Annotated in this window: 11 protein-coding genes; 2 read left to right on the top strand and 9 right to left on the bottom strand. The window is 67.6% G+C overall.

All coding sequences use genetic code 11. The features are described from left to right. Positions 1–212: 212 nt before the first annotated feature. Both IEY68_RS33420 and IEY68_RS33415 read right to left on the bottom strand, forming a co-directional pair. Entirely contained in the window at positions 213–1394 is a 1182-nt protein-coding gene (locus IEY68_RS33420) for a Cmx/CmrA family chloramphenicol efflux MFS transporter (RefSeq protein ID WP_063000837.1), read from the bottom strand. Between the two features lie 268 nt (positions 1395–1662). Continuing rightward, complete coding sequence (locus tag IEY68_RS33415; protein WP_063000839.1) at positions 1663–2019, bottom strand: PNPOx family protein; 357 nt, start codon at positions 2017–2019, stop codon at positions 1663–1665. 263 nt (positions 2020–2282) lie between these two features. Between IEY68_RS33415 and mscL the strand changes: the two genes are divergently transcribed. After that, positions 2283–2726 (top strand): large conductance mechanosensitive channel protein MscL, encoded by a 444-nt coding sequence (mscL, locus tag IEY68_RS33410; protein WP_063000861.1) that lies wholly within the window; start codon positions 2283–2285, stop codon positions 2724–2726. Between the two features lie 142 nt (positions 2727–2868). Here the strand turns inward: mscL and IEY68_RS33405 are convergent, their stop codons facing one another. From IEY68_RS33405 to pheS, 6 genes are all read right to left on the bottom strand, one after another. Continuing rightward, positions 2869–3039 carry a hypothetical protein gene (locus IEY68_RS33405; protein WP_189094636.1) on the bottom strand — a complete coding sequence of 57 codons (171 nt, stop codon included), beginning with the start codon at positions 3037–3039 and terminating at the stop codon, positions 2869–2871. 211 nt (positions 3040–3250) lie between these two features. Next, positions 3251–4231: a protein kinase family protein gene (locus IEY68_RS33400; RefSeq protein ID WP_189094635.1), complete on the bottom strand. Its 981-nt coding sequence runs from the start codon at positions 4229–4231 to the stop codon at positions 3251–3253. 164 nt (positions 4232–4395) lie between these two features. Then, a complete protein-coding gene (locus IEY68_RS33395) occupies positions 4396–5433 on the bottom strand; it encodes a hypothetical protein (protein ID WP_063000842.1) in 1038 nt (345 codons plus the stop codon). 108 nt (positions 5434–5541) lie between these two features. After that, positions 5542–6054: a hypothetical protein gene (locus IEY68_RS33390; protein WP_189094634.1), complete on the bottom strand. Its 513-nt coding sequence runs from the start codon at positions 6052–6054 to the stop codon at positions 5542–5544. Positions 6055–6123: 69 nt separating this feature from the next. Further along, entirely contained in the window at positions 6124–8625 is a 2502-nt protein-coding gene (pheT, locus tag IEY68_RS33385) for a phenylalanine--tRNA ligase subunit beta (RefSeq protein ID WP_063000844.1), read from the bottom strand. 29 nt (positions 8626–8654) lie between these two features. Continuing rightward, complete coding sequence (pheS, locus tag IEY68_RS33380; protein ID WP_063000846.1) at positions 8655–9728, bottom strand: phenylalanine--tRNA ligase subunit alpha; 1074 nt, start codon at positions 9726–9728, stop codon at positions 8655–8657. 168 nt (positions 9729–9896) lie between these two features. On the opposite strand from pheS, the gene IEY68_RS33375 reads away from it, so the two are divergent. Then, positions 9897–11183, top strand: coding sequence for a glycosyltransferase 87 family protein (locus IEY68_RS33375; protein ID WP_189094633.1), 1287 nt, complete (start codon positions 9897–9899; stop codon positions 11181–11183). 78 nt (positions 11184–11261) lie between these two features. On the opposite strand, the gene IEY68_RS33370 is transcribed toward IEY68_RS33375, so the two are convergent. Beyond that, positions 11262–12704, bottom strand: a complete 1443-nt coding sequence (locus IEY68_RS33370) for a DHA2 family efflux MFS transporter permease subunit (RefSeq protein WP_063000848.1) — start codon at positions 12702–12704, stop codon at positions 11262–11264. Positions 12705–12859 lie beyond the last annotated feature (155 nt).

Raw genomic sequence — 12859 nt, 5'->3', positions numbered from 1 at the left:
CCACTCGGCCACTCCGCATGGTGATGCCGAGGTTAGCGGTCCGGACCGAGTCGGCACACCGGTTCAGGTCGCGTGTCGTCGAACTCTGGACACTGTTACGTCGCGTTTACACCACCTGCTGTTCACCGCGCCGCAATCCTGGCCGACCGGGTCGAATACGCATCGCCGGCAAGGGATCCGCCACGGCCACCGGTCTCCGGCGGACGGGGAAACTACCCATCGGCTGCTATCGGGACCGGGCTCGCAGTGAGAACAGCGCGAACCTTCGCTGCGAGCAGCAGCGCCACCGCCACCAGGGCACCACTCAGCCATACCGGCCCCCGCTCGCCCGCTCCGGTGTCCAGGGCGAAGGCCGCCACCACCGGTCCCACCGCGGCGCCGAGATTCAGTGCCGCGGTCGCATAGGAGCCCGCCATGGTCGGAGCCTCCGCGGCCTCGTAGAGGACCCGCGTGATCACGGTGCTCCCGACCGCGAAAGACAACGCACCTTGGATACACACCAGGGTGAACAGGGCGCCGGGACAGTCGGCCGTCGCCGCGAGAGCGAACCACCCACCACACAGCAGCGGTCCCGCTACCGCGATCACCGTCCCGGCGCGGCTGTCGGACAATCGCCCGGCGACCGTCACCCCCGCGAAGGAACCCGCACCGAACAGGACGAGCACCACCGGCACCCAGAGCGGGGCGAGCCCGGCGGTCCCGGTCACCAGCGGCGCGAGGAAGGTGAAACTACCGAAAGTGGCGGCGTTCACGAGGGCTCCCAGCAGCATCACCGCGAGGAGCCGCGGGTGTCGCAACTGTGCGAGTTCACGGCTGAGGTGCGGACGCGCGACAGTATCGGTTCCCCGCGAGCGTTCCGGAATCCCGGCGAGTACCCCCGCCGCCACCGGCAGGCAGAGCACCGCGATCGCCCAGAACGTGGCCCGCCAGCCGAGCACCGCGCCGAGCAGCGCCCCGCCGGGTACCCCCGCGACGGTGGCCACGGCGGTGCCGGCCAGCAGGACCGCCAGTGCCCGCCCTTTGTTCCCGGCCGGAACGAGCGAGGTGGCCGCGGTCAGCCCGACCGCGAGAAAGCCGGCATTCGCGACGGCCGCCACAACCCGGGTGGCCACCAGGAAGGCGAAGCTGTCGGTTACGGCGCCGATGATATGCGCGGCCAGGAACAGGAGCAGGAATCCCAGCAGGCTCGACCGCATCGGCCAGTTCCGGGCGAGACCGGCCATAAGCGGTGCGCCCACGACCATTCCGACCGCGAACGCCGAGGTCAGCAGACCGGTGGCACCGAGACCCACACCGAGATCGGCTGCGATATCCGGGACCAGCCCGGCCAGCATGAATTCCGAGGTACCCATGGCGAAAATCGCCAGGGCGAGCAGATAGAGAGCGAAGGGCATGAAGACTCCGAGGTGGAAGAGACAGGAAACGTCTCGTCACCCCGGTCAGCGCCCGGGATCACCGGATCACCGTGCCGGTCGGATGGACTCGGCACGGTAGGGAACAGCAAGGGTTCAGGAGCTGACGGGGATGACCGACAGCCCTGCTCTGGATGCCTCCGGGCTCGACATGGAACAGAGAGTAGCGACCCACTCGCGCCGGCGCACACCTATTTCGTGCACCGGCCCGCGGCGGCGGTCCGGCGGATGCCGGGTGCGTACGGAGCGATCAGCTCGGATCGTCGAGCCGGACCTGCACTGTGACCCTGCCCTTCTCATCGCGCCGGGCAGTCGCGTGTCCGCGCCGGTCGCCCTCGCGGAAGTGCAGCAGGATCGGGGCGCCCTCCCCCAAGAAGTTCCGCCACCAGCTCTTCTTGTCGGGCATGGCGACACCGATCACCAGGCCGCCGTCCTTCTTCAGATAGTTGACCGGGGTCCGGAAGGTCCGCCCCGACCGGCGGCCCACGTACTCGACCTCCACGAAGCCCTTGCCCAGCAACGGCCCCAGCACCGGGATGTCGAGCAGGGCGACCACGCCGGTATTGATGCCCCGGACCGCCCGGCCCAGCAGTGTCGACGATGTCAAGGGTTCCTCCTGCTCGGTAAATGTCCCCCCGTCGACTCGACCCTAGCCCGTGACGGGGTGGGGCGCCGATCACAGTGCACCCGGTCACAGCGGAGGTCCGGGCCGTCCGGGCGACCTACCGGATCGCTGCCGGTTTGCGCGGGGAAAGCGTGGCTGCCACTATCACCTGCGGTGTAGCGCCGGGACCCCGATCGCGGCGATACCGCTCATCGGCCGAGTCCGGGACCGGCGGTGAACAGCAGCGTTCGATACGGAGTGGGTTGATGCTAAAAGGTTTCAAAGACTTCCTCATGCGCGGGAACGTCATCGATCTGGCCGTCGCGGTCGTGATGGGCACCGCGTTCACCGCGATCGTGAGCTCGGTCACCAAGGGCGTGGTGGAACCGTTGCTGGCAGTTCTCGGTGGGAGCGGTCAGTTCGGCTTCGGCGTCACCCTGGTGGCCGGCAAACCCGCGACCTTCATCGCGCTCGGCCCGATCATCAGCGCCGCCATCGATTTCGTCATGGTCGCGGCGGTGTTGTATTTCGCCCTCATCCTGCCGATGAAAACCATGCAGAAGCGCTTCTACGCGAAGAACAATGTGGCGGCCGAACCGTCCACTCCGGCCGATATCGCGCTGCTCACCGAGATCCGCGATCTGCTCGCCGAACGCGCCGGGCGCCCCGAACTCGGTAAGCGGGACACCGAGCAGGTGCATTCCTCCTGAGTCCGGGGAGCGCTCACCCCTTATTCGGATCATGCGTCGTATGCTTCGGACCGGCCACCGTGCTGCACGATGCAGATCGTTCGGTCCGGACGCCATCCGGACCGACACCGGTCACCGAGATCCGAACCGCTGCCGCGCTCCGTTATTTCTCGACGATCAGGTGGCAGTAGCTTCCCAACTGCAATCTTGCCAGGGCCGACATGAATTCGGCTCCGGCCGCACGGTCCACCGCCGTCAGGGAAGCGCGGTCGGGAACACCGTGGTCATAGTAGTGCTGAGCGAGACTTCCCCACCGGGGATCCATAACCGTCAACGTGACATCATTTCCCGGCGACCAGCGGAATTCCGCGGCCCGTACTGTTTTCCCAGCCGTGACCGCGTGGAGGCTTATCACACGCAAACCAGCGGTCACTCGTTCACCTCGCGCGCCGGATTCATGATATCTGCCGTCCCGAATATACCCTGTGCAGGCAACCTGAACCAGGAGCAGGTATTTCCGCCGCCTGCGGGTACAACGGTCGTTGTCACTGCAGGTCCGCCGGATCAAGTGGATGATCCCGCCAGTAGTCGACCAGATCGCTGTATTCCGGCGGATAGATCACACGAAAATTCTCGTTGATAATTGCGCAGCCCCAGGATTCACCGGTTATTTTGCCGTCTCCTTGTATTTCCCTCAACCGCTGCGCCGACCAATCGGCAGTATCGCGTGAGTAGCCGAGTTCGACCAAGCTGTCACTGAACCCCTTCGGATCCACCTGCCCGAGTTGCTCCACCAGTGAACTGTCGAGATTCTCACCGAGATTCGCCGCGATGTATACCGATTGAATAGTGTTCGCGTCGTTGCTGAACCGAGGTGGCAGAATATCCTCGTTATCGACTGCCGCCAACCCGCCGCCCTCCCTGCTCAGGCAATTTGCCGAGTGTCGGTCACCACTCGCCATGATGTAGTCGAACACAGCCACCTTCTGACCTTCGACACTTCTGAATTTCCAACCCGGTCCATCGTTCGGCACGAATTCTTGAAATGATCCAGGTCCCCGCGGGCCCGACCATTCGCGGGTATAGGGCACGATATCCAGTCCGAGAATTCGATCGGCTTTCCACGCGCTCGACTCGTTCTTGATTTTAATGGGGCCCATCGGCTTGTACACTCCGATCGGCGTGTGGTTGTGTTCCACCAGATAGACATGCCCCGTGCCGCCCGAAAGACTGCTGAACCGAAGTTCGTCCATCGGCGGAATATTCCGGGCACTCACCGGTCGGGAAGGATCGAAGTCCGACCTCATGGACCGGTCGAAAGGTGCGCCGTGTGCGGCGGCTAGTTCCTCTGCGCTGAACCGTCTCTTACCGTTGCCTTCCATATACCGGAAAAGGTCGCTACCCCTCGCCAAGGGTCCGCTGATGCCCCGTTTGATCGCTTCGGAAGTACCTTGCCCACCGCCCACCACCGCACGCGAAAGGGTCTCGCGGAGATTTCGCATGATCGCGACCGCTCTGCTGATCAAGCCGCCGCTCCCTCACCCCACGCTCCGAGGCGCACCGCTGTCCCCGGTCGGACGGATATCACGGTACATCCGAAGCGTAAAAGATCCTGAACGCTATGTCCTGTTCCGAGTCGAGCCCGACCGATGCACAGCAGGTCCCGGGCCGGGCACCGGGCCCACACCCCTCACCCCGTCGGAGACAGGAGCTTCAGAACGGCTTCCGAGTGGTAGAACGGCTCCAGCCGCTCCCGGATCAACCCGGCGAGCACCCCATCCCGTTTGGCGGCCTCCACCACCGCCGGGCCATAGTGCAGGATCTCGGCGACGATGTCCTCACCGGTGAGCCCGAGTTCGGCGAGCAACGCGGCAAGCGTGTGGTCCCGGTACTTCTCGTGGAAGACCTGCACGCATTCGGCCACCAGCAGACCGAAGTACTCCTTCTCCCGGGTGGTCACCGCGATCCGGTAGCAGAGCAGGACGAGCTCGCCGAGATCCTTTTTGGTGAGGTATTCCCGCAGGCCGCTGATCGGTTCGTCGGCGTGCAGATCCCAGAACTCCATGGTCGCGTCGTGCACGGGGGCATCGCGCAGCATTTCGCGGATCGCGCTGTTGGTCCGTTTGAGCGCGTACATGGCGCCCTTACCCGCGATATCGCCGAGAATGGTGTTGGACTCCGCGACCTTGCGGGCGCGGTCGGCGGCGGATTGCCCGATCGACATGAGCGTGCCCATACCGGGGATCTTCTCCGCGCGCTGCCGGTTGACCTCCACGAAATCCCCGACAAGTTTGTCGACGAACTTGGAGGCGACGGTGGCCACCAGCGGGCTGTCGGTCAGGCGTTCCAGAACCCGTTCCTGGGTGTGGTGCATATCCACGATCTTCTGCAGCAGCGCTTCGACCGGTTCACGTTCGACCAGTTCACCGAGGGTGTGGTCCTCGTTGGCGGCGATACTGTCGTAGATCGCGTCGGCGAACAGGCCGACGGTATCGGCCAGTACAGCACTGCCGCCGACCTTGTCGACGAGTACAGCCACCGTCTGCTCGAGCTGTTCGGCCTCGACCACCTCACCCGCGTTCACCGTGCCCGCGATGTCGAGGACGGCGGCCACATCCCGGGCGACGACTTCGGCGAACCGGTCGCCACTCACTTCGTCGAGCAGCCACTGCACCTGAACGTCGAGCAGCCGGTCGGCGAGCACGCGTGCGACCTCACCCTCGATCATAGATCCTCCTTCGGAGCGGCTTCATGCGATCGGCGGAGGCCGCAGCGAAGGCGGAGGTATCGCCTCATCGGGTCGGCCCCCTGTCACTCCGGCGCGGGCCGGGCGGGATCACGCCTCTTCGCCCTCGTGCAGCGAGGTGCGAATCTGTGCCAGACGTTCCCGCGCGGCCTGTTCACGCGCTTCCCACTGTTCGTCGGTCCCGCGGCCCGCCGGGCTCTGCCGATCGAGTGCCCGGGCGCCGAACGCGGTGCCGATACGCCGTTCGACCTTATCGCGTACGGACCCGAACGTCGGCACACCGGAGCGGGTGTAGCCACCGGCCGGACCGGCGGCTCCTGCGCCCTGCCCGGTTACCGTACCGACACCCCCGCCGACCTGCGACGACGATATGAGATCGGGCGACGATCCATAGCCGGCGGCATCCGGGGTGCCCGGAATCACACCGGGCTCCGAGCCGCTCTGCCCGGTTTCCGACAGCAGCCTCGTAGCGGCCTCGTACAGGGGGGTCAGCTTATCGCGGCCCGCGGCGGCCACGACCAGGACGGCCAGCAACTGCTCGTCGGGCAGGGCCGCCAACCGCGCGGCGAGCGCGCCCGGATCGCCTGCGCTCGGTTCACTCATGCGACCACCCTACGACGTCCGGCCCGTCCGTTCGGACGGACCGACCACGCTGCCCGCGAACAGCCCTACCTACGAACGGATCACCGCGCCCACCGCGCCCGAGGCCGCGGTCACGGCGGCGTCGCGGGCGGCGCTGGCCTCGTCCTCGGTCAGGGTGCGGTCGGCGGCCCGGAAACGCAGGGCGTAGGTGAGCGATTTACGCCCCTCCCCGGCCTGCGCGCCCGCGTACAGGTCGAACAGCGAGATATCCTCGAGCAGTTCACCGCCACCGGCCCGCAGCGCCGTCTCGACGGCCGCCGCGGGGACGTCCGTGGAGACGCTGACCGAGACATCCTGCAGTACGGCCGGGAACGGCGAAATGGCCGGCGCGGGCCGGGACTCGCGCAGCGGCAGCGCGTCCAGATCGAGTTCCAGGGCACAGGTGCGCGGCGGCAGACCGGACCGTTCCAGCACACCCGGATGCAGTTCACCGGCGTAACCGATCACGGTGCCGTCCACCGTCAGCTCGGCGCATCGCCCCGGATGCCACGGCAGCTGCTTCCCGGGCCGGCGTTCGAGCTCGACCCCGGCGGCCTCGGCGATCACATCCGCCAGCGCGAACGCGTCGGCGGCCTCGGCCACACGACCCGGTCCCCACGGACCGCGGGGCTCCCGGCGGCCGGTGAGCACCACCGCGACATGCTGTGGCTGATCGGGCAGCGAGACCAGCAGTTCACCGATCTCGGCATCGGTCGGGCGGCGGTCCACCGGCAGTGGTTCCACGGGTTTGGTGTCCGGCCCGGGCAACACCACCTGCGCGATCCCGTAGAGCGACAGATCGCGCGCGCCGCGCGAGATATTGCGGACCGCGATCTCCAGCAGACCCGGCAGCAAGGTGGTGGCGAGTTCGGCACGCTCGACATCCAGCGGGTTGAGCACCCGGGTGGTCGTCCGTCGGGGGTCGTCCTCGTCCAGGCCCCATATATCGAATACACCGGCGGGCAGGAACACCGGCGGCGGCACCTCGACGCAACCGGCGAAGGCCAGCGCCCGGCTCACCGCGCGGCGGCGGCGCTGCACCGAGGTCAGACCGCGCCCGGCCGGCGCCTGCGGCAGTACCAGCGGGATCCGCTCCAGGCCCTCGAGCCGCAGCACCTCTTCCACCAGGTCGGCGGGCTGGGCGAGGTCGGGCCGCCAGCTCGCCGGGGTCACCACCAGCTGACCGTGACCGCTGGTCTCGTCGACCGCCACCTCGACATGGCAGCCGATCTGGGTGAGGCGGCGGGCGGAGGTGCCGGGAGCGTACTGCACGCCGGCCACGCGGTCGGGCAGGTCGATATCCACGCGGATCGGTTCGGGCGGGGACAGCGGCAGCCGGATATCGGTGAGAGTGGGCTCCACCGTGCCCCCGGCGATCTCGGCGAGCAGAGTCGCGGCCCGATCCAGCGCGGCCAGGTTGAGTTCCGGATCGACGACCCGCTCGTAGCGTTTACTCGCCTCCGACACCAGCTTGTGGCGACGGGCGGTGCGATAGATGAACAGCGGGTCCCAGGTCGCGGCTTCCAGGACGATATCGGTGGATTCCGCGCCCACCTCGGTGGTCGCGCCACCCATCACACCGGCGAGCGAGACCACACCGGTGTCGTCGGCGATCACCACATCCCCGGCATCGAGTTCACGTTCGATATCGTCGAGTGTGCGCAGGGTCTCACCGGCGCGGGCCCGGCGCACCACCAGTCCGCCGCTGAGTTTCGCGGCGTCGAACGCGTGCAGCGGCTGACCGAGTTCCAGCATCACGTAGTTGGTGACATCGACCGCCGGAGAGATCGGGCGCACGCCCGACAGCAGCAGCCGGCGCTGCAACCACCACGGGCTCACCGCGTCCGGATCGATACCGGTCACCCGGCGGACTCCGAAACGCGTGCACCGCGATTCCGGTTCCACCCGGACCGGCCAGGCCTCGGCGCCGTCGCCCAGGGTGCGTACGGCCGGGTCGGCGTATTCGAGGTCGAAACCGCAGGCCAGTTCCCGGGCCAGTCCGCGGACCGAGAAGCAGTAGCCGCGATCGGGGGTGATGTTCAGTTCGATGATGGTATCGCCGAGGCCGAGCAGTTCGTTGGCGTCGGTACCGGGTTCGGCCGTACCGGGTTCCAGTACGAGGATGCCCGAATGGTCCTTGCCGATACCGAGTTCGGCGACCGAGCAGATCATGCCGTGGGAGATATGCCCGTAGGTCTTGCGCGAGGAGATGGCGAAACCGCCCGGCAGCACACCGCCGGGCAGCACCACGACCACCAGATCACCGACGGCGAAGTTGGACGCGCCGCAGACGATCTCCTGGGGTTCCGCGGCGCCGATATCGACCCTGCAGAACCGGATGGGCTTCTTGAACTCGGTGAGTTCGATGATCTCGGCGACCCGCCCCACCACCAGCGGATGGTCGATATCCCCGCCGACCCGTTCGAGTGTGTCGATCTCTTCGACTTCCAGCCCGACCCGGACGAATCCGGCGTCGAGTTCCGCCGGCGTCACCGACCAGTCGGGGACGGTGCGGCGGATCGTTTCGGTCAGCCAGGACTGCGCTACTCGCACTGTGACGTTCGCTCTCTCGCTCGGGAAGATCAGGACCGGATGCCGAAGGGCAGGGTGAACCGCACATCGCCCTCGACGATGTCGCGCATATCGGGGATGCCGTTGCGGAACTGCAGAGTCCGTTCCAGCCCCATCCCGAAGGCGAAACCGGTGTACTCGTCGGGGTCGATACCGCTGGCGATCAGCACCTTCGGGTTGACCATGCCGCAGCCGCCCCATTCGACCCAGCCGGCGCCGCCCTTCTTGTCCGGGAACCACACGTCGACCTCGGCCGAGGGTTCGGTGAACGGGAAGTAGTTGGGCCGGATCCGGGTGGTGGTATCGGGACCGAACAGTGCCCGCGCGAACGCGTCCAAGGTGCCGCGCAGATGTGCCATGGTCAGGCCCTTGTCGATGGCAAGTCCCTCGACCTGGGAGAACACCGGCGTATGGGTGGCATCGAGTTCGTCGGTGCGGAAGGTACGGCCCGGGCACACCACATAGATCGGCAATTCGCGTTCCAGCATGGACCGCACCTGCACCGGGGAGGTGTGGGTGCGCAGCACCTGACGCGAACCGGCCGGGGCGATATGGAAGGTGTCCTGCATGGTTCGGGCCGGATGGTCGGGCAGGAAATTGAGCGCGTCGAAGTTGAAATGCTCGGTTTCCACCTCCGGGCCCTCGGCGATCTCCCAGCCCATCCCGACGAACACATCGGCGACCTGCTCGGAGATGACGGTGATCGGATGCCGGGCACCCACCGGACCGCGGTTCGCCGGGAGAGTGACATCGATCGCCTCGGCGACGAGCACCGCGGCGTCGCGTTCGGCGAGCAGCACCCGCTGCCGTTCCTCGAACGCCTCCGATACCCGCGCCCGCGCCTTGTTCACCCGCTTACCGGCGTCGGCCTTCTCCGATTTGGGCAACGATCCCAGCGACCGCTGCGCCAGCGCGATCGGCGACCGGCCGCCCATGTACTCGGTTTTCGCGGTGGCGAGCGCGTCCAGGTCGGTGGCGGCCGCGAAGGCTTTCTCCGCGGCCGCGGCCGCGGCGGCCAGGGCTTCTTCGGTGAGGGCGGATTCCTGCTCGCCGGTCGCTGCGCCTGCGTCGGTGTCGTCGGCCACGGTCTACTCGTCTCTCCCCTGGGCATCGGTGAGCGGGCGCGGTCGGCTCCGGCGCCCGTATTGCTGCTGGTGGAATCGTATTCGATGGCCTCCACTCGGCTCACGCCGATATCCCCCGTCGATCACTGCCCGGTACGCGGACACCTGCAACCGGTAAAGTCCCTTCCGATGACGAACGCCTTGACCCGCACCGAGACGCTCGCCGGACGTACCCGCCAGCAGGCGGTCTGGCTGCTGCCGCTTCTGGCGGTGATCGTGACGTGGGTGTGTATGTCGCACCCGATCGATCCGTTCCGCGCCATCAGCGGCGAGTACATCGACCTCGAGGTCTACCGCCTCGGGGTCGAGCAGTGGCGCGCGGGCGGCGATCTCTACGGTCATCTCCCCGAGACGGGCGCCGATATCAGCCTCCCGTTCATCTACCCGCCGTTCGCGGCGCTGGCCCTCGGGATCTACGCGCTGCTGCCGTGGGCCGCGTCGGTCATCACCTATCTGGTGGTCTCGATCGGCGCTCTGGCCATGACGCTGTTCCTGGTGGCCTGGCAGGTCTGGCCGCGTCAGGACCAGCGCAAACTCGCATTGGTGGTCACCGCGACCGCGACCCCGCTGTCGCTGCTGCTGGAGCCGATCTGGTCGACCCTCGACTTCGGCCAGGTCAATCTGATCCTGATGGGCCTGGTCGCGGCCGACTGCCTCACCCGCAGCCCGCGCTGGCCGCGCGGTGCGCTGCTCGGTATCGCCGCGGCGATCAAACTGACCCCGGCGGCTTTCGTCCTGTTCTTCCTGATCCGCAAGGATTACAAAGCCGCCGCGACGGCCGCGATCAGCGGCGCGATCGCCACGGTGATCGGTTTCGCGGTGATGCCCGACGAGTCGGTGCGGTACTGGTTCGGCGGGTTCGGCAACGTCGGCGGGTTGAGCGGCTCGGAGTTCCAGACCAACCAATCCATTCAGGCCGTCCTGGCCCGCTTCGAGGTCACCGGCACCGCGGCCACGGCACTGTGGCTCGTCGCCGCGGTCGCGCTCGTCGCGGTGGCGGTGGCCGCCATCCGGCGCACCGGTACCCCACCGATGATCGCGCTGGCCGTCAACGCGGTGGTCGCGCTGCTCGTATCCCCCATCTCCTGGTCACATCACTGGGTGTGGGTGGCACCGGCGCTGCTGGCGATGATCGGGTACGCGACCACCCGGCCCTGGTCCCAGGTCCGTGGCTGGTACGCCGCGGCGGCGGCCACGATGGTGGTGTTCGTACTGGCGAAGCACAACGACCTACCCGGTAACGAAGGCCGCGAGCTGGACTGGTCGGCATGGGAGAAAGTGATCGGTAACGGCTACGTCTGGTTCAGCCTGCTACTGGTCGTGCTGTACGCGGCCGCGGGCCGGCGGCAGCGGGCACTCCCCCGGCCCGCTCCCACCGGCTCCGCGGAATCGCTGGTCTCGGTCCGCGAACGCTGATCTGCGACACGCCGGTCGGCACGCCGCAGATCGATACGTCCGGTTTCCGGGCCGCCGCGCCGACGGGGCCGTGACCGTTCAGCGCACCGTGCTCAGCCGACCGGCTCGCCCCGGAAGCAACGCCGCGGCCAGCGCCCCGGCCGCCACCGTCCCCGCGCCGACCCATACCGCCGGCACCAGTCCGTCCACGTAGCTCTGCGGATCGGTGTACGCCCCGTACGAGGCGAACACCGACGCGAGGACCGCGATGCCCATGGCCACCCCGACCTCACGCACCGTGTTGTTGGTACCCGAGGCGACGGAGCGATCAGCCTCCGGAACGGCGGCCATCACGACGGTGGCCAGCGGCGCGAAGGTCAGCCCCATCCCGATCCCCGCGACCAGCAACGGTGCCACGAACGAGCCGTAGGCGAGATCGACCGAAATTATCGCGGCCATCCAGGCCAGGGCCACCGCCAGCAATGCCTGCCCGGTCACCAGCAGCGCCCGGGCGCCGACCCGGTCGATCACCAGGCCCGCGAGCGGGGCCACCACCATCGGCGCCATGGTCCACGGCATGGTGCGGATACCGGATTCGAGCGGTGTATAGCCCTGTACCACCTGGAAGAACTGAGCGAGCAGGAAGATCGACCCGAACACACCGATCGAGAACGCGAAGGCCACCACATTGGCCACGCCGAAGGCCCGGACCCGGAACAGCCGCGGCGCCAGCATGGGGGCGGCGGCCCTGCGTTCCCAGACGATGAGCGCGGCCAGCAGGACCCCGCCGCCGAGGAGCGCGGTGAGCACACCGCGCGAACTCCAGCCGTCATCGGCCCCGTGCACGATTCCCCAGACGACCGCCAGCACTCCGGCCGAGGCGAGGACCAGGCCCGCCGGGTCCAGCCGCCCGCCGCCACCGCGGGAGTCGCGCAGCGTCCAGACCACCAGCGGCAGGACCAGCACCCCGATGGGCACATTGACCCAGAAGATCCACTGCCAGCTCAACCCGTCGACCACGGCCCCACCGAGCAATGGGCCGACCGCCACACCCAGGCCGGCGATCCCGCCCCAGATCCCGATGGCCGCGCTGCGCAACCGTTCGGGCACCGCGTCCGAGAGCAGGGTCAGCGACAGCGGCATCACCGCCGCACCACCGAAGCCCTGTATCACCCGCGCGGCGACCAGCATCCCCGGATCGGCCGCGAGTGCGCAGGCCGCCGAGGCGAGCGTGAATACGACGATGCCCGCCAGGAAGACCCGGCGGCGGCCCAGCCGATCGCCGAGCGCGGATGCCGTGAGCAGCAGAGCGGCGAAGGACAAGGTGTAGGCGTTGACGAACCACTGGAGGTCACTCAGCGAGGCGCCCAGTTCGGTGCGGATCACCGGGAGCGCGTTGGTGACCACCAGGTTGTCCAGCGTGACCATGAACATCGGAATGCCGACGGCGGCGAGGACGGCCGCCAACGGGCGCCGTGACGGCACATCCGGCGCCGTAGTGGGAGCGGATGCCGTAGCCGGTGGGCTCAGGATTTCGGTCATATCCAGTCCTTGTTGTAATCGACTGATAACTAGGCTGGATTCCACGGTATGCATCGACTGATAACATGTCAATAGTCATACAGCCGACAAGGAGTCTCAATGAAGATGTCAAGCCGCGGGCGCGACCGGCGGAGTGGGGGTGAACACCCGATCGT

The sequence above is a fragment of the Nocardia jinanensis genome, assembly GCF_014645735.1.
In the GTDB taxonomy this organism is placed as follows: domain Bacteria; phylum Actinomycetota; class Actinomycetes; order Mycobacteriales; family Mycobacteriaceae; genus Nocardia; species Nocardia jinanensis.
This window is presented reverse-complemented; position numbering and strand designations above follow the sequence as displayed.